Source organism: Priestia sp. P1_B12_1, from assembly GCF_056406695.1.
This window is the reverse complement of sequence record NZ_JBFTZR010000005.1, coordinates 184328-210878: the sequence shown is the minus strand read 5'-3', so window position 1 is coordinate 210878 and position 26551 is coordinate 184328. Positions and strand designations below refer to the sequence as shown.

The window sequence follows — 26551 nt, the reverse complement described above, 5'->3', positions numbered from 1 at the left end:
TTTCCTTACTCAGTTTACGGCTGGACTTTTTCTTTCTTTTTCAACTCTTGTTTTTCATGTGCTTTCCCGTGTGCCCGCATACGATCTTCCTCTACTTCCTTAGAAATCTTTAGTCCACGCGGCACATTATTTACTTTAACTTCCGTCATACCTTTGCCATCTTTTTTATATTGAAAGGAAGCTCGAGTTGAAATTTCTGCACCAGGTTCTGTTACAAAAGGCATAACGCGATAATCAGCTTGCCATATATCAGGAGTTACCGTACACCTTACATATCCTCTGTAATCATTAAAAAATGTGAGGTGGGGATTTTGACTTAAAATTTTATCCGTGTCTGCTCTTTTATCTGCTCCGTTCCCTCCGGAAGTGATGGAGGTGCCGACGAACTCTGCACCAATAATTCTAGAATTAAGATTGGCAAAATCCGTGTGTAAATTAGAAGCCCAGTTAGCGTGTACATCTCCAGTTAGTACAATGACGTTGTCCAACTTTTTCTTTTCAATAAAATCAATGACGCGCTGACGATTCGCCGTATACCCATCCCATGCATCCATGCTGTATGTAGGCTTAGCCACCGTTCCAAATTTTCTTGGCGCAAAGAAAATTTGTTGAGCCAGTACGTTCCAGTGACACGCTGACTTTTCAAGATTAGTAAACAGCCATTCTTCTTGTTCACTCCCCAATAGCGTACGTTTGGGATCAAGTGATTCTGGCGTTTGCGGCTTTGTTCCGTCTCCGTTTGCTTGATCGTCTCTGTATTGACGTGTATCCAACACTTGAAAAGAAGCTAGTTTTCCATATGAAAAGTCACGATATAATCTCATATCCGCTCCGTGAGGCAAGGATGTTTGACGCAAAGGCATGTGTTCGTAATAAGCTTGATAAGCTGCAGCACGGCGTTGAATAAATGCTTCTACTGATTGGCCTTTTTCAGGAATTACATTTGCATAATTGTTTTCTACTTCATGATCATCCCACGTCACAATCCATGGAAAAGCAGCGTGAGCAGACTTCAAATTGGCATCTGACCTGTACTGAGCATGCCTGTTTCGATAGTCTTGCAGCGTTTGAATTTCTGCGCTGCTGTGAGTACGAACATTTCCGCTTGCAGCCACGTACTCGTTTGGTCCATATTCATAGATGTAATCACCCAAATGAACAACAAAATCTAATTGTTCTTTAACCATATGTTCATAGGCTGTAAAGTACCCATGTTCATATTGCTGACACGAAGCGAATGCAAACGTCATGCTGGCTACCTCTGCATTTGCTGAAGGAAGTGTTTTTGTTTTTCCGACCGGGCTTAACTCATGGCCGCTTTTAAATCGATAATAATAAATATGACTTGGCTTTAATCCTTTTACATCAACGTGAACAGAATGAGCAAGTTCAGGTCTAGCCACTTCTGTTCCTCGTTTGACAATTCGATGAAAGTCTTCATCTTCACTAAGCTCCCATTTTACTGGAATAGGTTGATTAGGCATTCCCCCGCCACTCAATGGGTCTGGTGCTAATCTTGTCCAAAGGACAATACTATCTGCTAAAGGATCTCCTGATGCGACGCCTAGAGTGAACGGATAACTTGAAAATTTAGGCGCTGCAGCTGAAACTTCTACTGCATTTAAACCAATAGACTGAGCAATTGTTAAGCCAAGTGATACTCCCGCTACTTTTCCAGCTCCTTGTAAAAAACGCCGTCTGTCAAACCCTTTACTCGAAGAAAAACTATTCTGTTTCACTTGCTCTATTAATTCGTTTAACGATTTATTTTCCATTGCACATGCCCCTTCCTCATGATTTAGCTCAAATTATAAACACTGTTTGTAAAAGGGGTATAAAGGATTGTAAAGAAGCACTTACCGCAGAACAGGTATTTTTAACCATTTTATTTCATTGACAAAATAAGAGAACTGACGACAGTAACCTTTAAATTTCTGCATTTTCTTAATTTTCTTTTTAACAATAGTTCTTTACGCTCGTTTTTCTTCATCCAAATTTTACAAAGTCCCAACAACTAAAAAAAGGCAGCATACCTAGGTATGCTGCCTTTTGATTAAATATGAGAACGTAAATACGCATCGATAAACGGATCTAAATCTCCATCCATTACGCTTTGCGTGTTTCCGACTTCCGTATTTGTGCGGTGATCTTTTACTAATGAATACGGATGGAATACGTAAGAACGTATTTGACTTCCCCACCCAATATCTTTTTGTTCTCCGCGAATTTCAGCTAGCTGTTCTTGCTGCTTTTCGATTTCTAATTGATACAGCTTAGATTTTAACATCTTCATTGCTTGCTCACGGTTTTTAATTTGTGAACGTTCCGTCTGACAAGATACGACTACATTAGTTGGAAGGTGAGTAATACGAACAGCTGAATCTGTTGTATTGATATGCTGACCTCCCGCACCGCTTGCACGATACGTATCAACCTTCAAATCTTCCGTACGAATATCAATTGAAATTTCATCGTTAAATTCCGGCATTATGTCACACGATACGAATGACGTATGACGACGGCCTGATGAATCAAACGGAGAAATACGAACGAGACGATGAACGCCTTTTTCAGCTTTTAAATACCCGTACGCATTATGACCTTTAATTAAAAGCGTTACACTTTTAATACCAGCTTCATCTCCAGGTAAGTAATCAAGCGTTTCTACTTTGAAACCTTTTTTCTCTGCCCAACGCGTATACATACGTAGTAACATTGAACCCCAATCCTGTGATTCTGTTCCACCAGCACCTGGGTGCAGTTCTAAAATGGCATTATTTTTATCATACGGCTCGCTTAAAAGCAGCTGTAATTCAAAGTCATTCATGCCTGATATAAGCTCTTTTAATTCACTAACTAGTTCTTCTGCTAAATCTTCATCGTATTCTTCTTTTACAAGTTCATGAGACACTTGTAAATTTTCATATGTTTCATCCAAGTGGTTAAATTGATTTACTGCATCTTTCAAACCATTGGCTTCATTAATAACAGTCTGAGCTGCCTGCTGGTCATTCCAAAAATTTGGATCAGCCATAGTCTCATCTAATTCATCGATACGAGCTTGTTTTGTATCGAGGTCAAAGAGACCCCCTAAAGTCCGCTAATCGCTTAGCTGTTTTGTCAAGTTCTTGCTTAATTTCTACTAAATCCATGAGTTGAACACCTCTATTTTATTTTTGACGCACAGGAAGGAAATGAGAAGACTCATTTCCTTCCTGTACTAATTCATTCTATACTAATTGACTCTTACTTTATGATTCTTTACCGCAGCAGTTTTTATACTTTTTGCCACTTCCGCAGATACAAGGATCATTTCGGCCAACTTCTATTGCATTTACTTTTGGCTTCTTCTTAGCCGGCGCGTCTCCTTCTTTTGGATGAACAGCCGCCTGACCTTGCGCTACCTCTTGACGCTCAAGATTGTTGTTAATTTCGGCTTTCATGATATACTTCGTCACTTCTTCTTCAATGGTTGCAATCATATTTTCAAACATCGCAAAACCTTCCATTTGGTATTCGCGAAGAGGATCTGTTTGGCCGTACGCACGAAGGTGGATACCTTGGCGAAGCTGATCCATCGTATCAATATGATCCATCCATTTAGAATCAACTGCTCTAAGAACAACAACTTTTTCAAATTCACGCATTTGTTCTTCAGGGAGCTGCTCTTCTTTTTCATTATAACGAGCTTTTGCATGATCTACCAGCAGTTCTACCATTTCTTCAGGCTCTTTACGGCGAAGATCTTCTTCTGTGACTTCACCTTCCTCAAGAACATTAGCATTTACGTAATCAATAATCGCTTGTAAATTCCATTCTTCTTCTAATTCTTCACGCGGCGTGTTTACTTCAACCACACGCTGTAGCGTTGATTCAATCATACGTTCTACAATCGCACGCAGGTTGTCTGAATCAAGCACTTCAAAGCGCTGTTTGTAAATAACTTCACGCTGTTGACGAAGCACGTCATCATATTGAAGCAATTGTTTACGCGCATCGAAGTTATTACCTTCAACGCGTTTTTGAGCGGATTCAACAGCTCTTGTTACAATTTTACTTTGAATTGGCTGTGAGTCATCCATACCAAGGCGATCCATCATTGCCATCATATTATCTGAACCAAATCGGCGCATTAATTCATCTTCCATGGATAGATAGAATTGAGATACCCCTGGATCACCTTGACGTCCAGCACGTCCGCGAAGCTGATTATCAATACGGCGTGATTCATGACGCTCTGTACCAATTACAGCAAGACCGCCAGCTTCAACGACACCTTCACCTAGTTTGATATCCGTACCACGACCAGCCATATTCGTTGCGATTGTTACCGCACCTTTGTGACCCGCATTTTCAATAATATCCGCTTCACGCTCATGCTGTTTTGCATTTAACACGTGATGACGAATGCCTTTTTTCTTTAATAAAGCTGATAAAACTTCAGATGTTTCGATCGCAACTGTACCAACAAGAACAGGCTGCCCTTTTGCGTGGCGCTCGGCAATATCTTCTACTACCGCATTAAACTTGCCTTCCATTGACTTATAAATTAAATCAGCTTTATCATCACGTGAAATTGGCTTGTTTGTCGGAATAACAACAACGTGCATGTTGTAGATATTACGGAATTCTTCTTCTTCCGTTTTAGCTGTACCCGTCATACCTGATAATTTTTCATACATACGGAAGTAGTTTTGGAATGTAATTGTAGCTAACGTCATGCTTTCGTTTTGAATCTCAACGTTCTCTTTAGCTTCGATAGCTTGATGCAAGCCGTCGCTAAAACGTCTTCCTTTCATTAAACGACCAGTAAATTGGTCAACGATTACGACTTGATCTTCATCAATTACATAATCCACATCATTTTGCATCGTTACATGTGCTTTAAGCGCTTGGTTGATGTGATGGTTTAGCGCTACGTGTGAAATATCAAATAAGTTTTCAATGCCAAATGCGCGCTCGGCTTTTGACATACCTTCTTCGGTTAGCTGAACGCTTTTTGTTTTGATATCAAAAGTAAAATCGGTTTCTTTATCAAGCGTGCGAACGAATGCATTAGCTTGAATATAAAGAGCAGTCGATTTCTGTGCGCTGCCGGATATAATAAGCGGCGTACGTGCTTCATCAATTAAGATAGAGTCAACTTCATCGATTACGGCAAAATGAAGCGGACGTTGAACCATTTGTTCTTTGTAAAGCACCATGTTATCACGTAGATAGTCAAATCCTAGTTCATTATTTGTACTATACGTAATATCGGCTGCATATGCTTCTTGCTTTTCTTCACGCGTTAAATGGTTTAAATTTAACCCTACTTTCAAGCCTAGGAATTCATATAAACGACCCATTTCACTAGCATCACGGCTCGCTAAGTATTCATTGACTGTTACTACATGTACACCTTTTCCTGTAATAGCGTTTAAGTACACAGGCATAGTAGCTGTCAACGTTTTACCTTCACCCGTTTTCATTTCCGAGATATTCCCTTCATGCAGAGAAATACCACCCATTAGCTGAACTTTGTACGGATACATGCCTAACACACGTTTCGCTGCTTCACGTACAACCGCAAAAGCTTCATCTAATAGGTTATCGAGCGATTCGCCATTTTGGTAGCGTTGTTGAAATTCAGCTGTTTTTTCACGAAGCTGATCGTCCGTTAAAGACGCAATTTCAGGACCTAACGCATCAATTTGGTCCGCCATTTTTTCTAAACGGCCGATTTGACGTTGATTGCCGTCAAACACTTTTTTAAATAATCCAAGCATATTAAAACGCTCCTCTATTTATAATCAGTACATTTTATACTATTTTCATTCATATCTGTATCTTTCATTATAAAACATTCTGAGTAAAATTGTAACATTGCAGCTAAACAAGTAGCAACTTGTACCCTTTTTCGTCTGTCTCTTTACGAGTACTACTCTATTAACGAGTTATTTTCTATTGTGATTTCCCCTTCCTCACTCTTACAATAAAAAAGGGGAATGTAGAATGAACGTTCAATCGATTACAAAAGAACAAGCTTGGGAAGTCCGACATACCGTCATGTGGCCTGATAAAGATTTCAGTTATATTCAGCTGAAAGATGATCCATCAGGCATTCACTATGGACTGTTTGAAGAAGGAGAGTTAAAATCAGTTGCTTCTTTATTTATAACAGGGCATGAAGCTCAATTTCGAAAATTTGCTACTCTCAAAGAAGAACAAGGAAAAGGATATGGCAGTCGTCTACTAGAGGAGGTTTTTCTCAAAGCTAAGAACCTTGGGGTACGAAAGATCTGGTGTAACGCACGAGAAAATAAAGTCTATTTTTATAAGGTGTTCAACATGAAAGAAACCACGCGTGTATTCACCAAATCTTCTACGCGCTATGTAGTAATGGAACTATTTTTTTAAGCAGCTAAAAAGCAGCGTGCTTAGGCACGCTGCTTTCACTTTACTGCTCTTGTTTAAGAGAGCTTATAATCTTAGTTTGGTTCAATCAATCCATATCGTCCATCTTTTCTTCGATATACAACGTTTGTAATGTTGGTCTCAGCGTTTGTAAATACAAAGAAACTATGTCCTAACATATTCATTTGCAAAATAGCCTCTTCGCTATCCATTGGTTTTAAGTTAAATCGTTTTGTACGAACTAGCTCTAATTCATCTTCTTCAGTTGCAACAGCTACGTTCGCTTCGCTTTCTAATGCTGCGAACAGATACTTCTCAGCGCCTTTTTCACGCATTTTTCGATTTACTTTTGTTTTATGTTTACGAATTTGACGCTCTAATTTATCTAGGACAAGATCGACAGCTGCGTATAAATCACTGTGTGTCTCTTCAGCTCTCAATACGAGATCATTCATTGGGATTGTGACTTCTATTTTTTGATCGTTATTGTAGACTTTTAAGTTTACATTTACGTCAGCAGTTGGTGTTTCGTCGAAATAACGCTCTAACTTACCAAGCTTTTTCTCTACGTATTCCCTAATTGCTGGAGTCACCTCAATGTTTTCACCGCGAATGTTATACATCATGTTCGAACTCCTCCTTTAATCCATTGCTATACCTCTACAATTCTACAATACCCGACACAATCCCTTCCTAAACTATTAAAATTTTTTGAAAATTTAGTGAAAATTTATGGAACCTGAGAAAAGTTTATGAAAAAACCAAAAAAATAGACCTTCTTCATAAGAAGAAGGGTTGTATTTTTTTACGCAGAATTAATTTTTTTTATCGTAAAACATCCCATCAAACGTTTTTGTTTCGTAAGGGTTTACATAGCTGTTATTATGCTTTTTTTTTGCTTTTAGCAAACGGAGATCTACCATAATTTGATGCCGAATTAAGATGAGTTTTTGATCAATTTCCTTATTCATTTCGACAATTTTCTTACCCATCGATTCATTATCCCTATTTTTTGGCGGCAGTTTTTCTATGAGGTCACGTCTTTTTAATAGAAGATACTCTAACTTTTGAATACCTTCTTCTCGATTTTTGTCAGAAAATGTTTGAATAAGCCGATAAATCTCATCCGTTAGCTGATATAGGTCGTTAATCATCTTTATGCTTGACCGCCGCTTCCATGGACTTGCTGGCGGTGAAGCTGCACAACTTGCTTCCACGTATCGCGAAATTCTGTTACATATTGTTCGGCTTCATCCAAGCTTGCTGTGTCATTTTTTGTATTTGCTTCAATTAAACACTGGTTAATATAGTCATACATAGCCATCATAGACTTAGCAACTTGCACGTTTGTATCAAGAGTAATCATTAATTCTTGAATAATATTTTGTGCCTTTAACAGATTCGTATTTTTCAGCTCAATATTTTTTTCCTGTATGCCTGTTCGTGCAAGTTTGATAAATTTTAAACACCCGTTATACAGCATAAGCGTTAACTCTCCTGGAGAAGCAGTCTGAACAGCTCCTTGCTGATACGCTTGATATGGATTATTTGCTGCCATAAACGTTCACTCCTTCTTAACTAAAATATTGCGATAACTGCGCGCTTTGAGCATTTGCATTTTGAATGGCTTTTTCCATTGCTGTAAACTGCCGATAATACCGGTCCTCTACCTGTGTGAGCCTGCTTTCAAAACTAGTAATTTGGCTGTTTACGCTTTTTAAATTCCGCCCAAGCAAAAATTGTTCACTTGTCCACGTTGAACGGCCAGCGCGCTGCTCAACTTTGGATACGGTTTGAGTAATCGTATCTCGTAAACGTCGTACAATCCCTTTTTCACTTGTTGTACTTCCACTTTTCATAAATAAATCCATGACAGACTGCGGATCTTTTTCAATTGCTTCTTTTAATTTAGTTCCATCACCTTCTATGACTAGCTTGCCTCGATCGCTATAGTTTGCACTAGTTGAAATACCGATGTCGGTTAGCTGTGAAAATGCTCCGCTCACCCCTGATACAGAGGCATACCAGTTGGAACGCATTTGATTCAGCCCGCTTGATAAAATTGTGTCTCCTTTTAACAAACCGCTTTTTGCTTTATCATCCCACTGCTCAGCTTGTTTGTCCGTTAGCTTTTCTCTTTCTTGATCCGTCAAAGGCTGATAGTTTCGGTCTCTTTCTTCCGTGATCTTTCCATTAATTTTCTCAATCAGCTCATTATATTTAGTCACAAAATCTTTGATTGTATCAAATACTTTTTGCGTATCATTGCTTACGTTAACGCGCACATCTCCTGTGAAATTATTTTGAAGGGTATAGGTAACGCCTCCTGTTGTAAATGTATTAGACTTACGAGTTGTTTCTAGACCGTTTAGCGTAAATTTTGCGTCTGTTCCTTTCGCATCACCGGCAAGCTGTAGAAACCCCGTTGTCAAAAATGCTCCTGAAAAAACCATATTGGATCCATCTGGACTGTCAACAGAAGATAAATTCCCCGTATCTTTACGAGTCATGACAACTTTATTCGTTCCTTCATCAAAAAAAGCTGAAATGCCTACTTTTGAATTACTGATTTGTGTAAGAAGGGTGTTTAATGAGGTGGAACCATCAAATTCAAATGGCGTACTTCCCCCATCTTGAATATTTCCTGTTGCTTTGCCTGTACTATCATAAGTTGTCATAGAAAAGTTCAGCACATTTTGCTGATACGAGAACGCTTCAATTGTACTGCCGCTTGTTAATGTGGTACCAAACGTCATTTCACCTGTGTCTTCGTTAATAAATACTTCATTAGAATTTATAGTTCCCGCCGCTGTTCCTATTCTTACGGTATACGCTTTACTTGTACCATTCGTGGTAACGGATATAGAGTTTAAAGTGCCTGTGTTCTGATTTACAGCAGAAACAGCACCTTTAGCTAATTTCACTGTACTAGTATCCGCACTTAATGTTATGACGGCTTGTTCCACTGTTTTCTCAGTCCAAACACTTGAATCCATCGACCCGCGTTGAGACCACAAGCTTTTCGTCGGATCCATACTAGAATCAATACTGGTGCTAATAGTCTGAGCAGCAGTCGCCATTGTCACGTTTGAAAGGGTATAAGACGCATTTCCTGCTGAGGAAGTAGCTGCTGCTTTTACTTTTGTTTCATCTGCTGAAGATACCGTTTTGGACGAATAAGAAGACTGCAAGGTCATATTAAAAGCAAGATTATTAAAGTCTGATAGAAGCAAGTTCATAGAGCGATAATCATCTCGCTGCCACTCTAACGTTTGCTTTTGTTTTTTCATTTTATCGATAGGCATTCGTTCAGCCTTCATTAAATCACTAACGATTTGATCAATATCCATTCCGCTTGCTAACCCACTTACTCTTACCACTTAGCATCACCACCGTTTTTTATTCATCTATTCATCAACTGTTAGCCATAAAATATGAGTACATTTTTTTGGATTTTCTTATTCGTTCATAGGTTCAACACTTCTTTATTTTGTATCGGTAAAACAAACATTTTTTTCATAGGTCAAATGGTGCAAGATAGAAAAAGCTCACTTATTTTTCTATAATAAGTGAGCTTTTTATTATTGGCCAAACAAGTTCAGTTTCTGGGATAAATCTCTTTGAATATCCTTAGGAATAAGGTACGGTGCTAGATTTATAATATCTCGTAACGAATCAATAGTTACAGAGGCAGATAAATTTATATATTCATCCGTTGTATCTGCTTGCTCAAACGAAATGGAGTCTGGCAAATTATTGAGCAGAGTAATTTCATTCATTTCTTTATCGACCGTGACATCAGAATCCTTATCAATATTTAAGCGATCCCATACAAGAGACATCGGAATCGGCATTCTTCCTAAATGCACGCTATTCACCTTTAAAACAAGCTTTCCATTTTCGGCATTTGGTGTTACGTCAACTACAAACTGTGATTCCATAAAAGATACTACATGTTTATTAATATACAATTTTATATGTTTTGGAAGCAACTCGGCTTCTGCTCCGTCAATCGTTTCATCATTTTCGTAAAGGTAGCTGCGCAAATAATCATTAACATCGCTCTCGCTTAATCGGTATCCTAAAATAGGAGAGCCTCCGTTCAGTTCTAGCGACGTCGCATGAGCGGACTTTTCTTGTGCCAGTGAAGATAATGAAGCAGTCTGATCAAGTTTTTCAATATTTCTGACGGGACTAATAAAAAAATACAATCCAACTAAAAGGATAATAAATAGAAAAATAACAGCTATAAATTTTCTCAAACACACGCACCCTCTCAAACATTCTTCTTGGAATATAATACCGATTTCTCTTTTATCATACAAGATAAATAAGATGTATGTCGAAAACTTGTATAAAATGTACGTATATACCCGACATCCCAAATGACGAATAAGTCTATATCGAATAAATCAAGTCTATTTTGACTTAAAATACGTCAATTTTAGTAACTTAAAGTCGATTTTTATAGGAATTTGATAATTGGCACACTTCTTGCTTATTATAAAGGTAAGGGGAGGAATTTCTATTTATATTTTCAGAATTTACTTTATTTTCTAATAGTCTTTCGATAATTTTAAAGGAGTGAATACGATGGGAAACAAAACAGAATCACACGGAAAGTTAAAGCAACGTCACGTTTCCATGATTTCCATTGCAGGTATTATCGGAGCCGGCTTGTTTGTAGGAAGCGGATCCGTTATTAACGCAACAGGCCCAGCAGCAGTAGTTTCATATGCAGCAGCCGGACTGCTAGTCGTTCTATTGATGCGTATGCTCGGTGAGATGGCTATGGTAAACCCAGATAAAGGCTCATTCGCAACATATGCTCAGCAAGGAATTGGCGCATGGGCAGGTTATGCTGTTGGATGGCTTTACTGGTTTTTCTGGCTAATTGTAATTGCGATTGAAGCCACTGCAGGAGGAGCAATTGTTCATGAATGGCTCCCTTCCGTACCAATTTGGCTTTTAAGCTTAATCTTAACCTTTGCATTAACTTTAACAAACTTGTTCTCTGTCAAATCATTTGGAGAATTTGAATATTGGTTTGCTATGATTAAAATTGTGGCAATCGTTGCTTTTATGGGAATCGGTTTAGCTATTATTTTCGGATTAATCCCAGGTACATCTTCACCTGGTCTATCTAATTTAACGGGCCACGGAGGCTTTATGCCAAAAGGTACGAACTCTATCTTTTTGGGAGTTATTACCGTTATTTTCTCTTATTTCGGGGCTGAAATTGCGGCTATTGCAGCTAGTGAATCAGAAAACCCAGCAAAAGCTATCACAACTGCTATTCGCAGTGTCGTATGGCGAATTTTAATTTTCTATATTGGTTCAGTTGCTATTTTAGTAACTCTTTTACCTTGGAACTCAGCTGATTTACTAAAAAGTCCATATGTAACAATGTTAGAAATGGTCAATATTCCAGCAGCTGCACAAATTATGAATTTAGTCGTATTAGTATCCGTTTTGTCTTGCTTAAACTCTGCTTTGTATACGAACTCACGAATGATTTTATCATTAGCTCAAAAAGGACAAGCTCCTCGCGCTTTAGCAAAAGTAAGCAAATCAGGCGTGCCGGCAAGAGCTGTATGGATTAGCACAGCTGCCGCATATGTATGTGCTATCTTTAGCTTCGTTTCGCCGGATAAACTCTTTTTATTCTTAGTTAATGCATCAGGAGCCATCGCTCTTATTGTATATTTAGCTATCGCTATTTCTCACTTACGCCTGCGTAAGAAAATGAATCGAGCCAACCAGCCAATTAAAGGGATGAAAATGTGGTTGTTCCCGTATTTAACATACGTAACAATTGCTGTTATTACCGTGATCTTTTTATCAATGGCATTTATTGATTCGATGCGCTCACAGTTTTTCTTAACTCTTGGATTAACCGCTGTGGTTCTTCTTTCATACTCGTTCATCAAAAAAACAAACAACAAGCGACCTGACGATCAATTTTCCGAGTCAGAAAATATTGCAAAATAAAAAAGCCGCAGATGCGGCTTTTTTATTTTGCTTTTGATTATTTCTCAACCGATATGTCACGATGAAGATTTCGAAGCGGCTGAGGAGGGCAAATACGTCGCGTCGCGTAAGAAATGATAAAAATAGTTAACAACCCGCCTATCATCGCAAATGTACGAAACGGAAACATGACCACTCCTTCTTCAATCATCGGATACGGAAGCAGCGCTTTTAAATGAAGCAGCGGTTCTCCTCCACCTATTCGAAGAACAAGAGACACAATAAACCCAGCCAAAGATCCGTACCAGTTAGCTCCTTTAAAGAATAAAGCACAAACCAACTGCGGAAAAAGTATGCAATACACGAGGTCCCCTGATAAATACCATAAAGAGTAGACACTCTCAGAGTTTAAAGCAATTAGAGTTGCTCCCGTGCCAATGATAATGATAGAACGTTTAATAACTTTATCTAACTGCGCCTGTGTCGCATTTGGTTTTACAATCGGACGATACACGTTCCAGGCTGCCATCCCCGAAGCTGAAAGTAACGAAGCCGCTACTGCAGCCATGACGGCAGCAGCTAGTCCTCCAAGTGCAATCGCTCCTACTAAATCAGGCGTTAGATATTTAAATACATACGTTAAAATCATGGACGCGCTCTCAGGGCTTGACGCTCCAAATGAAGACCAGTCTGCACTATAACCTATCATCCCTATTAAAGTTGGAGGTAAGGCCGCTAACGCGCAAAAGATGCCGGCTGTAATAGATAGCCACATTGCTGCTTTTTCATTTTTAGCAGATAACACGCGCTGAAAATAAATTTGCCATGGAATACCACCAAAAATAAGTAAAAATGTGCTATCCCACCATTGCCAATATGTATTTCCCCATTTCGGATCTTCCCAGCCTTTTAATGGAGGAAATAAATGAAGGGAACCAGTCATGCCTTCTGAATAAGTGGAAAAAACAGCTCCCACCCCTCCCGTATTCGAAAATGCAAAGGGAAGCACCAGAAATAGTCCTAAGAACATAATAGAAAGCTGTAAGATATCGGTATGTGCTACTGCCCACAGGCCGCCAATCACGGTGTATGCAATGGCAATAAGTGCGGAAAGAATGATGGAAATTGAAAAACTGAGGCCTAAAATCACACCGAATGTTGTTCCTAAAGCAGTTAAGATAGCTGCGCTCCAAAACAGCTCTCCCAGTATAGCCGGAAAATAAAGAACCGTAGCCATTTTCTTACCAAAACGAGATTCTAGAGGATCGAGCATTGTCATAAACTCAAATCTTCTCATCTTTCTAGCAAAAAAGATACCGCCTAAAATCAAGCTGATTGAATAACACCATGGCGCTTGCGTCCATGTCAGCCCTGAGGAATAAACGGTTTCGGCCGTTCCAGCAATATACCCTCCACCTACCCAAGTGGCGGTCATTGTGAACATTGAAATCCATAGCGGCATAGATCTTCCTGCAACAAGCATATCATCTGATTTTCCTTTTTTACTTGCAGCGGCTCGAGCACCAATAAAATAAATAACACCATACATAATGAACATTAAAATGAGGCCTGGCCAATAGAGATCTGGATTATAGAGAGAATAGATAAATGCGACAACCATAAAGATGGAAAATCCTATAATAGTTGTCCATAAGGGGGTTAGTAGACGGTTGTTCCTGTTTGATTTCCCTGAAAAGTCAGAAGTCTCATTCGACTTTTCAGGCCTGGCTTGTTGTGTGTCTGAACGAAATGGCTTTTTAGCATTTTGCATCGTCTCACATCCTTTAAATTGATAAAGAAATCTAAAGACATAATTGTCCTCTATTCCTTTTTCCTACCAGCATACAATTAAACCTAAAAATAGATTTTTTAGAATAAAATATAAATAGTTGGATTATAAATACCAATGAGAAGGGGAGAAATTACGTTTATATAATTATATTAAAATAATTTAAATTGACCTTTTTTATTATTTCACTAAGAAATCATAATTATTTTCATCTTCCATCTAAACTCCTTTCTTAATTTCCACATTCAAAATCCTTTGTTTTTCAAGGTTTGTATGCAAGCAGATATAGTACTATGGTTAATATATCTGAATGTTTAGGATATTGTCAAAAAAGTTTGAGGGTTTTCATATAAAAAAAGAATAATATTCTCATAGCTCATACACAAAAAAACCTTTTGTATCAAGGGACATAGCAATCAGTGATTTTTTATCACTTTTTGTTAAATTTTTTCTTAATATCCGAATGATTAGTCTTTTACAGAGAAGATAATCTAATAAATTCAGAACATTTAGAGTTTTAGGATTTGACTAAATTAAATAACCGATGCTATAATTCAAATTGTTAAGAACGTTAAATATAAATTTAACAAATTCTATTATTTGGAGGTCGGTGCTATTGGAACAAACACTTACGCTTGAAAAAATGCACATAAACGGCGAATGGGTTGAAGCACGCAGCGGCGAGAAAAGAGAGATTATAAATCCTTTTAATCAAGAGGTTATCGCTGTCGTTACAGAAGGAAATCGTGCTGATACTGTAGAAGCTATTGAAGCAGCTAGAAAAGCTTTTGATGCAGGTGAATGGTCTAAATTTACAGCGGCCCAAAGAGGTTCTTTACTATTTAAAGTAGCGGAAGAAATTCGTAATGATCGTGAAGAACTCGCTAAACTTGAAACCTTAAATACTGGAAAAACCCTCGTTGAAAGTCTGGCAGACATGGATGGGATTGCTGATGTCTTTCAATACTATGCTGGATTAGCAGATAAAGATGGTGGACAAATGATTGAGTCACCTAATCCCGATTCTGTTAGCCGCGTTGTCCGCGAACCTGTAGGTGTATGCAGCCAAATTACTCCTTGGAATTACCCTTTATTGCAAGCCTCTTGGAAATTGGCTCCGGCACTTGCTGCTGGGAATACAATTGTTATTAAACCAAGCGAAATCACCCCTTTAACAACTATTCATATGATGAAAATTTTTGAAAGAGTTGGCTTTCCAGCAGGCGTCATTAACATTGTACTCGGCCCGGGTGCGACGGTTGGACAAGAAATGGCAGAAAGTCACTTAGTAGATTTAGTTTCCTTTACAGGTGGCGGTGTATCTGGACGTAAAGTCATGCAGGCTGCCGCAGGCAACTTTAAAAAAATCGCTCTTGAACTCGGTGGGAAAAATCCGAATATCGTCTTTGCTGATGCTGACTTTGACACTGCGGTTGACTATGCATTAAATGCGGTCTTCTTTCATGCTGGTCAAGTTTGTTCAGCTGGTGCGAGATTACTCGTTCAAGATGATATTCACGATAAATTTATTTCAGCAGTTATTGAACAAGCCAAAAAAATTAAGCTAGGAGACGGCATGGACGAAGCCACTCAAATGGGACCCGTTATCTCAAAAGAGCATCTAGCTAAAGTAGAGCATTACATTGAGCTTGGCAAACAAGAAGGTGCTTCCCTTGTTTTAGGAGGCAAACGTCCAACTCAAGAGTCTTTACAAAAAGGTTTATTCATTGAACCAACTATTTTCACAGACTGTCATGGAGATATGAAAGTTGTCCAAGAAGAGTCATTTGGTCCAATTATGACCATTGAGCGCTTCAGCGCCGAAGAAGAAGCGGTGGCACTTGCTAACGATACAATCTATGGATTAGCTGGAGCCGTTTGGACAAGTGATATGAATCGAGCTGAACGTGTAGTAAAAGCACTCCGTATGGGAACAACTTGGATTAACGATTATCATCCCTACTTCCCGCAGGCTCCTTGGGGAGGATATAAGCAATCTGGGATTGGAAGAGAGCTTAGCCACATTGGGCTAGAAGAATATACGGAAATTAAACATATTTATACGAATACAAATCCACAGCCAATGCGCTGGTTTCAATAAAATTCAAGGGGGAATGTAAAGATGTTTATGCGATTTGAAAGAATGGAACGTTTAAAAAGTTTTGAGATGCCAACGGTTGTAAAACATGGAATTGGTGCTGTTAAGCATACTGGAGAAGAAGTAAAAAACCTAGGTGTATCTAAGGTTTTACTAGTAACAGATCCTGGTGTAAAAAAAGTAGGCTTAGCAGACCCTGTAATCGCTAGTTTAAAAGAAGCGGACGTAGACGTTATTTTATTTGACCAAGTAGAAGCCAACCCTTCTATTCACGTAGTAGCAGACGGCACAAAAATGTACAAAGAAAATGGATGCAACGGATTAGTAGCTGTTGGAGGCGGAAGCTCAATGGATACGGCAAAAGCTATTGGTGTAGAAGTAGCTCATAATGCTCCCGTCTTAGATTATGAAGCAGCTGAAGGAAAAAAACCTTTAACAAAACGTATTCCTCCTTTAACAACCATTCCTACAACTGCGGGTACAGGAAGTGAAGTCACACAATGGGCTGTCATTACAGATCCTGTTCGTGAGTTTAAGTTTAATACAGGTGGACCTTTAATTGCTGCTCACTTAACAATTATTGATCCAGAACTGCATGTATCTATGCCTTCACATATTACGGCCGGTACAGGAATTGACGCATTAGCTCATGCAATTGAATGTTATACATGTCACTTTGCACAACCAATGACAGACTCTGTTGCTTTATTGGCTATTGAGTATGTTGGGAAATACTTACGACGTGCAGTTGCAAATGGACAGGACATCGAAGCACGCTATGGAATGGCGCATGCGGCTATGCTTGCTGGCCTTTCATATGGAAGTGAATCTGCAGGAGCAGCTCACGCGATGGCACAAACATTAGGAGGCATTTATCCAATTGCCCATGGCCCTTGCGTAGCAGCTATGCTAGGTCCTGTAATGGAATATAACTGGATGGGCGAGCCTGAAAAATTTGCGCGCATAGCTCAAGCTTTAGGAGTTAATACACATGAATTAACGCTTGAAGAAGCAGCTCAAGCAGCTGTTCGTGAAGTATATCAACTAGTTAAAGATGTACAAATCCCTTCTTTAGAAGAACAAGGTGTTCCAAAAGAAGCAGTTTCTCGCTTAGCTCAAGAAGCATTTAATGATCCACAAACGGTTGGTAACCCTCGTGATCTAACTGTAAAAAGTTACGAATGGATTTATAATCGCTGTTTTGAAGCTACACCATTAACCGTATAAAAATAATAAAAAGGCTATTGATTTTTCAACAGCCTTTTTTATTTACTCTTTCGCTAATTCTTCATTTAAAATATCGATGATTCTTCGGTCGTCAAAAACTTTTACTACTTTTTTCAAGAAATGATAATAATGTTTGGACTCTATAATCTGCGCTAAATTACGCTTTGCTTTTACTGCGATCTCCTCAGGTACATCTTCATCATTTAAGAGAATCTGCAGCTTGTTTTCTGCTTCTTCGATTGCCTCTAAATTAACTGAAATTTCTCTTTGCCACTTCTTACAGAAAAATGAAAAAAAGGACTTAGAAAAATCTTTTTCTGCTTCATATAAGTCTTTTCGAACACCTTTTTTCCACACTTTGTGAACCATATCAATATTTTGCAGTGAACGAATGGATGTACTCATCGTTGGTTTACTCATACCCAATTCTTCACTCATTTGATCTAACGTAACCGGCTCATCCATAAAATAAAGCATGCCATACAGCCTTCCTACTGAAGGTGTGACACCATATAAATCCATCGTATCAGCTAAAGCGCTGACAACCACATCTTCTGCTTCTTTTAATAAATCATGATACTCTTGAACATCACTCATTTACTCTTCTCCTCTTTTGTTAAATTTATTTGAATTATACTTAATAAATTTAATGATACACGATAAAAAGGAAAAAAACAGAAATTCAGTTCAATTTTTTGATAAAAAAGAAGCCTTCTCTTAAAGAGAAAGGCTTAAGACATAGTGGGGAATACTATATGTTTATCTTTCCCGATTTAGATATTATTTATACCGTATATTTTTGATTATTTTCAAACTGATCGTTTTATTTCTTTTTCGGTAATTGTTTCAGCATATCAATAGCATGTAATGTAATTTGAGAAGCACTTTTATTTTCGTTACGTATTTCTTCATAAATCTCTTGTCTATGAATATCTACAGACTTTGGAGCTTGAATTCCTAACTTTACTTGATCACCATTAACTGCAAGGACGGTCACTTCAATTTCATCACCTATTTTGATTGTTTCATTTAACTTTCGTGTTAAAACAAGCATGGACTCACTCCTTATCTATTCCTCTTACTCAAATAACCTGTGCTTCGTTTCGTAAGCTGTATTCATTAAAATCACTTGCTTAGCAAGCTGTTGCTTTGTATTAATAATAACAGGAGCCTGCAAATTAGCTGTTATATTTTCCACAGAATCTGACATCGTAAGCAATACGTAAACAGCTGCATCTTCCGCCTGTTGTAATTGAAGCTTTTCGATTTCCTGAGGTTCTAGTTGAAAATCATAATCTAAAAAAAACTGAAATGGATCCGTGATAATAAAAGCTAATTCTTTGGTTTGAATAGACTGCAGAACTTGGAAAGCTTCGGCTTCGGGAAGTGGTAAAATAACGAATTCAGTTTCTTCCAAAAAACCTGGAATCCCTTGATTGAATGTCAGTGTTTGCTGATTATCTATTTCTATATCTCCATGGTAGCTTGTTGAAATTTTCATCTCATCACACCTTTGTTAATTGATTTTTTCTTGTTGTCTTTTTCCATTGTAAAAAAGCTCCTTCTGTTTAGAAGGAACTTTTTAACGCAAGAAATCTAGCAGCGTAGGCTGAATAATTTGAGCCCCTACTCCCAAAGCAGCACGATGTACGCTTTCTTGTACGGTTAAATCCGTAATGACTTTTTCAATATCTGCATCTTCATTATTTGAAAGCATCTTAGTAGCCGTAATTTCCTGTGAATCAAGGCGGTTTTCGATCAGCTCAAGCCGATTGCTCCTTGCTCCCAATTCAGATCGCTCCGCTAATAGCGTAGACAGCTGCGTATCTACCTTTGTAGAGAGATCTTTTAGTGAGTTGACATCGTTTTGTTCAAAAGCTGTTTGAACATTGTTCATTAAGTCGAATGCACCTTGTCCAAAAATGTTTTCAGGATGAATATTGACTCTCAGCTGGATACCTTTTGATACTTCAACTGAAAAAGGATCCAGGTTAATGTTCGATTCTATTATACCGCTTGCATTCTCACTTATAGGCGGTGCTCCTACATTTACACCGTTAAAGATATAGTTTCCTGCCACCTGCGTATTCCCTACTTGCATATAATCCAGCTTTAACTGTTCAATTTCACGTGCAATTGCTTGGCGGTCATCACTTTCATTCGTACCGTTTAACCCTTGCACGACCAGCTCTTTGGTGCGCTGAAGAATGGAGTTGACTTGTTCAAGTCCAGATTCTGAACTATCAAACCAAGACTGAGCTTCTGTTAAATTACGTTTATATTGATTTACTTCAGAAAAATTCGAACGATAAGCCATTCCTTTAGTAGCCACTACCGGATCATCTGAAGGACGAGTAATTTTCTTCCCCGTTGATAATTGGTTTTGAAGTGTTTCCAGCTTATTATAGCTATTGCTAATCTGTTTTAACGAATTAGCCGCTAACATTCCTTGTGTGACACGCATCTTTACCTTCCTCCAGTTCCAAGACCGTTTACAATTTTATCAAGCATTTCATCAATCATAGTCACCATACGGGCACTAGCGTTATATGCATGCTGAAACTGAATCATATTGGTCATCTCTTCATCTAATGAAACTGCACTGGTAGACTGGCGCCTTTGCTCCACAGCTCCCTGGAGAGTTTCTGAATTGCTTTTTAAGCGGTTGGCTTGTTGGGCATCTACTGACATTTGGCCAATAACAGATTGATAAAAGCCATCTAGGGAAACAGCTTGATTCCCGGAATTAATAAGCACCTTTTGACGAAATTGAGACAATAGCTGAGCATTTTGTCCATCTCCTTTGCGGCCAGTTCCATCATCTCCAGAAGAGGCCGAAGAAGCAGCTGCAATATTGTTTGTGTTTTGTTTGATTTTATCAGCAATAACAATTCCAGTTGCAGCCCCTTCTTTCTGAGAAATCTCATTAAAAAAGGACATACCAGTTTCACCATCTAGCGTGACACCTTGTTTGTGCTTATCATTAAACCAGTTCACAAACTCATATGCCATTTCATCTAAATCATTAATCATTGAAGCGTAAACACCTGTTTTATTACCACTATTATCTATATATCCAGAAGCCTCAATTAACCCTTTAAGTTTTCCTTGAGGAAATGACTCGGGATTTCGTATCTCATCCCCTATATGAATTTCCGTTACATAGGAATCTTGATTTGTTGTCAAACTGATGGCATTTACTTGATGAGTTTTTCCATCTAAAAGAGTAATAGGCCCTTGAGACGTTTGAAGCTGAACCGTTACCACTCCTTCTGACGTTGCAGAAGCGTTCCCGCTGCTTTTTGTATACTCTAAAGAAACCGGCATAAATTTAGAAATCTCATCTAACAGCCGATCTCTTTCATCATACAAATCATTAGGCAAATAGCCATTCGGTTCTACCTTTTGTATTTGTTGGTTCACGTTATTTATTTGCTCTAGCAAAGAATTCACTTGTGTTACGGCTACGTCACGCTCGTTTTGCAAATCACCTTGAATCGTTTTTAGAGAAGTAGATAAATAAGAGAAAGTATCGCCTACTGCTTCAGCTCGTTCAATCATAACAGACCTGGCTCCTGCTTCTGAAGGGTGTGAAGCTACATCTTGAATGGATTCAAAAAGTTGATTAAAAACAGCTGAAAGTCCATCTTCAGTAGGTTCATTCATAATTTCCTCCATTTTTTCAAGAGCACCAGCGCGCGCATCCCAATACCCCACTTTAATGGTTTCATCTCGATACTGGGTATCTAAAAATGTATCACGTATTCGCTCTACCGTGCTGGCTTCTACTCCCATTCCTATTTGACCCGCAGTTCCAGTCTGATTCATCCCTGGGGCTGGATAAGCTGGGAACGTTTCTAAACTTACTCGCTGACGCGTATAGCCCGGCGTATTTGCATTAGATACGTTATGGCCAATCGTGTAAAGAGCCGCTTGTTGGGCATCCATTCCTCGCTTAGCCACCTGCAAACCATGAAATGTTGAACTCATTCTGCTTTCCTCCGTTCTTTATGCCTTCGAATTAAAAATAGAATTGGACTGAAACGATCTATTATTTGTTTTTGTGTAATTGAACGAATCCTCTCGTTTCGATGGAACAAGAAGGTCTAGTTCCGTATGAATCAGCTGCAAAGACTGTGTAAGCAGCTGATTGTTCAAGTCATTTGCATACTTTATATCTTGAATTATATCTATTAGCTGTTTTTGAAAGGGTATCAAGATGGAGTATTCAGAGAATGAGCCTGCTATTTCTTCAATGGAGCGAGCAGCATGTCCGCTTTTTTCCATCGCTTCTATACGTTTTGTTTCCAGTGCAGAAATAGCAGCTATATGAGATTGCTCTTTTTGCAAAGAAGCCGTGAGTGCCTTTACATCTTGTTTAATAATAAAATTTGCTTTCTCTTCAACAATGACAGACAAACTTTTGTGAAGCGTTACTTGTTTTTCTAGGATCGTTTGAATTTCTTGCACGTTCAATCAATGTCAGTCCTTTTATTTTTTATAGAAATCTACAATACTTTTAGCAATTTCTTTTCCGTTAATTTCGTACGTTCCGCTGTTAATTTGCTGTTTTAGTTTCTCCAATTTTTCAAGTCTTTCTGGAGATGGTTCATTTCTCTGAAGTTTCTTCGCCTCAGATGAAATATGAATCTGATCTTGTGAATTCTTTTTAGAGACCTGTTCTGTTTTTTCTGATTGTTTTTTGTACGGATTTATTCCAAATAAGTTCGATGGGTTAATCTTCATCTCTCTCACCTCTTTTTATATTTGTATCCGTTATCTCTATTCATTATATCGGAATTTCCATCTAAACCTTTAGCATCGGCAAGGAAGTTGAGACCATTTTCACAGTCCTCCTTAAACATAGGTCTATAGATAGAGAACGTGCAAACACTCAGCACACTTTTACTCTTTTTTCCTTTCGTTAGAACGATAGGTGGGACGCGTCGGCTCTTCATTTGAACGAATCATCTCACGATTATGCTTTTCTAACCCATGTTTAATTTCTTGAGAGCATGAATGACAAAGTTTACCTTCTCGAATCTGAGCGTTGCATTGCATGCATGGATAGCTTATATTTGGAAAATTAGTTAGCACTAAGCGACCTTGTCGAATAAATTGGTGAATTAACGAATCTGAAACGCCCGTTTCTTTCATCACTTCGTAAGTCGTTGCTGTACGATTTGCTCGTTTCTTTAAGAATGAAGAAACACGTTGAAACAGAGCTTCTTCTTTGTCAAAACATGATTTACATATGTTTATTGATCCATTTTTTACAAATAAATGACCGCATTCCCTGCAATTATCTAACGTTCCCATATTCGAAACTCCTCATTTGTTTTTTATTTTACTATCGGTCAAAGTTTTAAATTATACATCTTCATGCACGAATTAAAGTGAGCGAACGAACTGAACGTGCACCAGCTTCCTGCAAGCAATTTGCCGCTTGGCGCACGGTTGCTCCTGTTGTATAAATGTCATCAATCAAGAGAAATTCTTGATTCGTAACCATTGAGGAATCGACTACTTTAAATTCCAGCCTTTCTGCCAGCCGACTTCGCCTATTTTTTTTTGATTGCTTTGTTCCTGAACAGCGAACAAGAGGTATTTCTATGTTGTCACTGATCAGTTCAGCTAGCGCTAAAGATTGGTTAAACCCTCTCTCATATAATCTCTCGTCCGTTAAAGGTATAGGAACTAGTATAGCTTTTGGATTACATTCTTTTTTATAGAACTTATACCACTGCTCCTTGAATGCTTGGATAATTTCATAATCTCCTTGAAATTTAAAACGTTCTATTATGCTTTGCATAAAATCATTGTACGTATAAAGAGAACGGTTAAAAAAAGAAGCATCATTCCATTTCTGACAGTCCATACATGTGTCTAGCTCATAATGAGAAGGAGCCAGGTCTCCAAGAGAACGGCCGCATCCTCTGCAAATGCTACTGGTGATGATGGGACATCTTTGCAAGCAAACAGCGCAAATCCTGTCCGTTGAAGAAGGTTTTAACAATGACCTCCAATCGAAAGAAGAGTCAAGAGGTTCAAAACAAATCAGACATATTGTCATTGATCAATCAGCCCTTCCTTATAAGCTAGAGCATTCATATATTCAATATGTTCTTTTGCTTTTCGCATAGACAGAGACTGCCCATAATGAAAAAAGACCACGTCTCCTGTTGGAAATTGAGCGCTCCTCCCTACTCTTCCTGAAATTTGAACAAGAGCACTTTCAGTAAAAATCGTTTCTTCTGCTCCCAATACTGCAACATCTATGTTGGGAACCGTTACGCCTCGCTCTAATATTGTTGTCGTTACTAAAATAACTAGCTGTCCTTCTCTAAATTTCATTACTTTTTCTTTTCGCTGGGAATCTTCAGCATGGACACCGTCTACCTTTTCGGTCAGCTTTCGAATCATGTCTGTGATGGGAGCAATCCACTTAATTTGCGGGACGAAGATAAAGCATTGTTTTCCTTCCTCTATTCTTTTTTTCAGCCATTTCTCAACATTAGCAGGCAAAGTATCTGTTTTCATTTTTTTCTTCCAATTGCCACACCATTCAAATCGAGGAACAGGAATAAGCATTCGGTGATAGCGGGCTGGAATTTTAACTACTTGTTTTTTTCCTTGCTCAACTTCTTTTTTTAATGATTCACTTGGAGTCGCTGTTAAATAAATCTTTGATGCAGCGTGTTTAGCTGCTTTTGCAACAGCATAGTGCAGCATAGGCTCTGTCGAATACGGGAATGCATCTACTTCGTCAATAATCAGCACATCGAATGCTTGATAATAATGCAGAAGTTGATGAGTGGTGGAAATAATAAGAGAGGATTCATGAAAACGGTCTTCGCTGCCTCCATACATAGCCAGCACAGACATATCTGGAAATGCCGATTGAATTCTTGGCTTTAACTCAATAACTACATCTGTTCTTGGAGTAGCAATACAGACTTTCTTTCCGCTGTTCAACGCTGATTCAATACCTTTAAATAAAATTTCCGTTTTTCCTGCTCCGCAAACAGCCCAAATTAACAGCTCTTCATCCTTTTTTATAGCTTGAATGAGTTCATTTGAAGCACGTTCTTGAGCTTTAGACAGCGTTCCTTTCCAATTCATCACGCTGCTTTTTGGCAGGACATTGCTTGCTGGTCCTTCCCAGTTTATAAAGGGTGTACACTCACTTACTTTGCCCATTACAATACATGCTCGGCAATAGTAGCACTCCTGGTGACATCTACTGCATGGAAATGAAGCAAAATAAAAGGGACTATCACTTCCACACCGGTTGCATTTATATCCGTTTTCTTTCTGGGTAAGTGCTTTTTGATAGGAAATATATCCGTTTAGATAATGTTCATGAATGAGAGATAAAGGATAGGGAGTCTGAGTTAGTAGAAGCTGCTTTCCGCTTAGAGAGCGCTGAAGACCTAAAGAGTAGGAGTATGAAGGATTTAAAGGTGGAGTTCTCCACGTATCGATTTTTGAGAGAGGAAAAGCAGCTGGGCTAGGTACTTGAACGGGATTTAGCAATTCTTGTTTAACAGTAAAAAGCATATCTTCATTCCTTTCCATGTTTATCGTACACATCTATATACGTAAAGAAAGGTGTTTTTTCCTGCAAAAAAACCAAATCAAATGATTTGGTTTTCGATTACTTTTTATACCAGCCTATACCGATGGCACCTTCACCTAAATGTGTGCCAATGACAGCGCCAAAATATGAAAGACTCCATTCAATATGAGGATATTCTTGTTCTAAGTCTCGTTGAATTTCTTTTGCTTCATTTTCACGATTAGAATGAATAACTACAGCCTTCATAGGTACATTTTCTTTTGCATCCTCATCAAGAAGCTCCGTGATTCGTTTTAACGCTCGCTTACGCGTACGAATTTTTTCAAACGGAACAATTTTTTTAGATTCAAAATGTAGCACTGGCTTTACTTGAAGCAGACTGCCGATAATAGCCTGAGCAGCATTTAGGCGACCTCCACGCTGCAAGTGAGATAAATCATCTACCATAAAATACGCACGCATTGATAGTTTCATCTCTTCAAAACGCGCAATGATTTCGTCAGGATGTTTATTTAATTGGACCATCTCGGCTCCTTCAATCGCATAAAAGCCTTGAACCATACAGCTGATTTCTGAATCAAATACGTGCACATCAAAGTCTTCTACCATGCTACCTGCCGTCAAAGCACCCTGATACGTTCCGCTAATTCCACTAGATAACGTAATAACGATAGCAGCATCGAATTGATCTCGTTTTAACTGTTCAAACAACTCTACAAATTCTCCGATAGCAGGCTGAGAAGTGGTTGGAAGATTTTTTGCTTCTTTAATTTTTTCAAAATATTGATCTGCAGTCATATCTACTTCTTCACGATATGTTTCTTCACCGAAAATAACGCTTAGCGGCACCATATGTATATGATAGTTTGATCGAATTTCCTCTGATATATAGGCGGTACTATCTGTAATAATTGCTGTTTTCATAAGATAGGGATCCATCCTTTGTTATATAAAATAATTTCACTCTATTCTACAACATTTAGGATTAAAATGCATGTAACGAGAGGTTTACCTCTTAGTAAAGGCTCTCTCACGTATACATATTAATTAACAAACCTTGAATTTCTCCAACCCGCTTGAGTAAATTTAAACTGTTTTTTTCTTTTTGAAGGATATCATTTGTCAAGTCAACTAGTTTTGTATCCACTTCTTTCACTAATTTATATACTTTAGTCGTTCCTCTATGATTAAACCCTCTTTCTTCATGCAGTTCAAAACCATTTTTAACGACTTCGTTCATAAACTGCTTCACAAGCGTCTTGTATTTCCGCAAAGAATCAATAGTTTGATTTTTCACTAACTGCTTTCCCTGTTCTTCAATTTTATTTATCACTTGAGTTAAATGTTCATTGGTTAGTTCTTTTTGTTTCTTGGCCATTACTCCTGTAAATGAACCCGAACCACTTACTTCTTTTTCTCTAATGAGATTCACTGAAGAAGAAAGACCGTTAATTCGCTGTACCTCCACTATGTATCTCTCCTTTCTCTGTTA

The 26551-nt window shown here is 38.4% G+C and carries 25 protein-coding genes; 4 read left to right on the top strand and 21 right to left on the bottom strand.

From position 1 onward, the window contains the following. Positions 1 to 14 precede the first annotated feature (14 nt). From AC1D0Y_RS18155 to secA, 3 genes are all read right to left on the bottom strand, one after another. Complete coding sequence (locus AC1D0Y_RS18155; protein WP_477707834.1) at positions 15 to 1775, bottom strand: alkaline phosphatase D family protein; 1761 nt, start codon at positions 1773 to 1775, stop codon at positions 15 to 17. A gap of 278 nt (positions 1776 to 2053) precedes the next feature. Then, positions 2054 to 3152, bottom strand: a protein-coding gene (prfB, locus tag AC1D0Y_RS18150; RefSeq protein WP_114324550.1) for a peptide chain release factor 2 whose coding sequence is annotated in 2 segments (ribosomal slippage) — positions 2054 to 3088 and positions 3090 to 3152 — 1098 coding nt in all. Because the reading frame shifts where the segments join, the coding sequence is not laid out codon by codon here. 99 nt (positions 3153 to 3251) lie between these two features. After that, entirely contained in the window at positions 3252 to 5768 is a 2517-nt protein-coding gene (secA, locus tag AC1D0Y_RS18145; RefSeq protein ID WP_013059748.1) for a preprotein translocase subunit SecA, read from the bottom strand. 226 nt (positions 5769 to 5994) lie between these two features. Here secA and AC1D0Y_RS18140 point away from each other — a divergent pair, with 226 nt between their 5' ends. Further along, complete coding sequence (locus AC1D0Y_RS18140; protein ID WP_098332558.1) at positions 5995 to 6399, top strand: GNAT family N-acetyltransferase; 405 nt, start codon at positions 5995 to 5997, stop codon at positions 6397 to 6399. Positions 6400 to 6470: 71 nt separating this feature from the next. Here the strand turns inward: AC1D0Y_RS18140 and hpf are convergent, their stop codons facing one another. The 5 genes from hpf to AC1D0Y_RS18115 all read right to left on the bottom strand — a co-directional run bounded on the left by hpf (position 6471) and on the right by AC1D0Y_RS18115 (position 10664). Beyond that, positions 6471 to 7022 (bottom strand): ribosome hibernation-promoting factor, HPF/YfiA family, encoded by a 552-nt coding sequence (gene hpf, locus AC1D0Y_RS18135; RefSeq protein WP_013059750.1) that lies wholly within the window; start codon positions 7020 to 7022, stop codon positions 6471 to 6473. Positions 7023 to 7211: 189 nt separating this feature from the next. Then, complete coding sequence (fliT, locus tag AC1D0Y_RS18130; RefSeq protein ID WP_028409666.1) at positions 7212 to 7550, bottom strand: flagellar protein FliT; 339 nt, start codon at positions 7548 to 7550, stop codon at positions 7212 to 7214. 2 nt (positions 7551 to 7552) lie between these two features. After that, on the bottom strand, positions 7553 to 7954 hold the full coding sequence (fliS, locus tag AC1D0Y_RS18125; protein ID WP_025752547.1) for a flagellar export chaperone FliS: 402 nt from the start codon (positions 7952 to 7954) through the stop codon (positions 7553 to 7555). Positions 7955 to 7970: 16 nt separating this feature from the next. Next, the gene (locus tag AC1D0Y_RS18120; protein ID WP_098433194.1) at positions 7971 to 9776 is read right to left on the bottom strand and encodes a flagellar hook-associated protein 2; all 1806 of its coding nucleotides are present in this window, start codon (positions 9774 to 9776) and stop codon (positions 7971 to 7973) included. 201 nt (positions 9777 to 9977) lie between these two features. Next, positions 9978 to 10664 (bottom strand): hypothetical protein, encoded by a 687-nt coding sequence (locus AC1D0Y_RS18115; RefSeq protein WP_334038626.1) that lies wholly within the window; start codon positions 10662 to 10664, stop codon positions 9978 to 9980. 325 nt (positions 10665 to 10989) lie between these two features. Between AC1D0Y_RS18115 and AC1D0Y_RS18110 the strand changes: the two genes are divergently transcribed. Next, positions 10990 to 12387 carry an amino acid permease gene (locus AC1D0Y_RS18110; protein ID WP_098967009.1) on the top strand — a complete coding sequence of 466 codons (1398 nt, stop codon included), beginning with the start codon at positions 10990 to 10992 and terminating at the stop codon, positions 12385 to 12387. A gap of 37 nt (positions 12388 to 12424) precedes the next feature. Here AC1D0Y_RS18110 and AC1D0Y_RS18105 read toward each other — a convergent pair whose 3' ends face one another. Further along, entirely contained in the window at positions 12425 to 14137 is a 1713-nt protein-coding gene (locus AC1D0Y_RS18105; protein ID WP_253351961.1) for a high affinity choline transporter 1, read from the bottom strand. A 661-nt stretch (positions 14138 to 14798) separates the two neighbouring features. Between AC1D0Y_RS18105 and betB the strand changes: the two genes are divergently transcribed. Then, the gene (gene betB / locus AC1D0Y_RS18100; RefSeq protein ID WP_430248591.1) at positions 14799 to 16256 is read left to right on the top strand and encodes a betaine-aldehyde dehydrogenase; all 1458 of its coding nucleotides are present in this window, start codon (positions 14799 to 14801) and stop codon (positions 16254 to 16256) included. Positions 16257 to 16277: 21 nt separating this feature from the next. Then, complete coding sequence (locus AC1D0Y_RS18095) at positions 16278 to 17480, top strand: iron-containing alcohol dehydrogenase (protein WP_016765895.1); 1203 nt, start codon at positions 16278 to 16280, stop codon at positions 17478 to 17480. Positions 17481 to 17522: 42 nt separating this feature from the next. Here the strand turns inward: AC1D0Y_RS18095 and cudC are convergent, their stop codons facing one another. From cudC to AC1D0Y_RS18035, 12 genes are all read right to left on the bottom strand, one after another. Beyond that, a complete protein-coding gene (gene cudC, locus AC1D0Y_RS18090) occupies positions 17523 to 18077 on the bottom strand; it encodes a choline uptake/conversion transcriptional regulator CudC (RefSeq protein ID WP_028409671.1) in 555 nt (184 codons plus the stop codon). Positions 18078 to 18303: 226 nt separating this feature from the next. After that, positions 18304 to 18534: a carbon storage regulator CsrA gene (gene csrA / locus AC1D0Y_RS18085; protein ID WP_013085431.1), complete on the bottom strand. Its 231-nt coding sequence runs from the start codon at positions 18532 to 18534 to the stop codon at positions 18304 to 18306. Between the two features lie 24 nt (positions 18535 to 18558). After that, on the bottom strand, positions 18559 to 18981 hold the full coding sequence (gene fliW, locus AC1D0Y_RS18080; protein WP_050690875.1) for a flagellar assembly protein FliW: 423 nt from the start codon (positions 18979 to 18981) through the stop codon (positions 18559 to 18561). An 81-nt stretch (positions 18982 to 19062) separates the two neighbouring features. Beyond that, positions 19063 to 19944: a flagellar hook-associated protein FlgL gene (gene flgL / locus AC1D0Y_RS18075; protein WP_477707833.1), complete on the bottom strand. Its 882-nt coding sequence runs from the start codon at positions 19942 to 19944 to the stop codon at positions 19063 to 19065. 2 nt (positions 19945 to 19946) lie between these two features. Then, complete coding sequence (flgK, locus tag AC1D0Y_RS18070) at positions 19947 to 21470, bottom strand: flagellar hook-associated protein FlgK (protein WP_098332554.1); 1524 nt, start codon at positions 21468 to 21470, stop codon at positions 19947 to 19949. Positions 21471 to 21488: 18 nt separating this feature from the next. Then, positions 21489 to 21950, bottom strand: coding sequence for a flagellar protein FlgN (locus tag AC1D0Y_RS18065; RefSeq protein WP_255257933.1), 462 nt, complete (start codon positions 21948 to 21950; stop codon positions 21489 to 21491). Positions 21951 to 21971: 21 nt separating this feature from the next. Further along, a complete protein-coding gene (gene flgM, locus AC1D0Y_RS18060; protein WP_477707832.1) occupies positions 21972 to 22226 on the bottom strand; it encodes a flagellar biosynthesis anti-sigma factor FlgM in 255 nt (84 codons plus the stop codon). Between the two features lie 159 nt (positions 22227 to 22385). Continuing rightward, positions 22386 to 22799 (bottom strand): TIGR03826 family flagellar region protein, encoded by a 414-nt coding sequence (locus tag AC1D0Y_RS18055; RefSeq protein WP_028409677.1) that lies wholly within the window; start codon positions 22797 to 22799, stop codon positions 22386 to 22388. A 61-nt stretch (positions 22800 to 22860) separates the two neighbouring features. Then, complete coding sequence (locus AC1D0Y_RS18050) at positions 22861 to 23496, bottom strand: ComF family protein (RefSeq protein WP_257146763.1); 636 nt, start codon at positions 23494 to 23496, stop codon at positions 22861 to 22863. Positions 23497 to 23549: 53 nt separating this feature from the next. Continuing rightward, a complete protein-coding gene (locus AC1D0Y_RS18045; RefSeq protein WP_098332551.1) occupies positions 23550 to 25058 on the bottom strand; it encodes an ATP-dependent helicase ComFA in 1509 nt (502 codons plus the stop codon). Between the two features lie 79 nt (positions 25059 to 25137). After that, positions 25138 to 25983 (bottom strand): DegV family protein, encoded by an 846-nt coding sequence (locus tag AC1D0Y_RS18040; protein ID WP_013085440.1) that lies wholly within the window; start codon positions 25981 to 25983, stop codon positions 25138 to 25140. 106 nt (positions 25984 to 26089) lie between these two features. Continuing rightward, on the bottom strand, positions 26090 to 26527 hold the full coding sequence (locus AC1D0Y_RS18035) for a YaaR family protein (protein WP_028409681.1): 438 nt from the start codon (positions 26525 to 26527) through the stop codon (positions 26090 to 26092). Between the last annotated feature and the right edge of the window lie 24 nt (positions 26528 to 26551).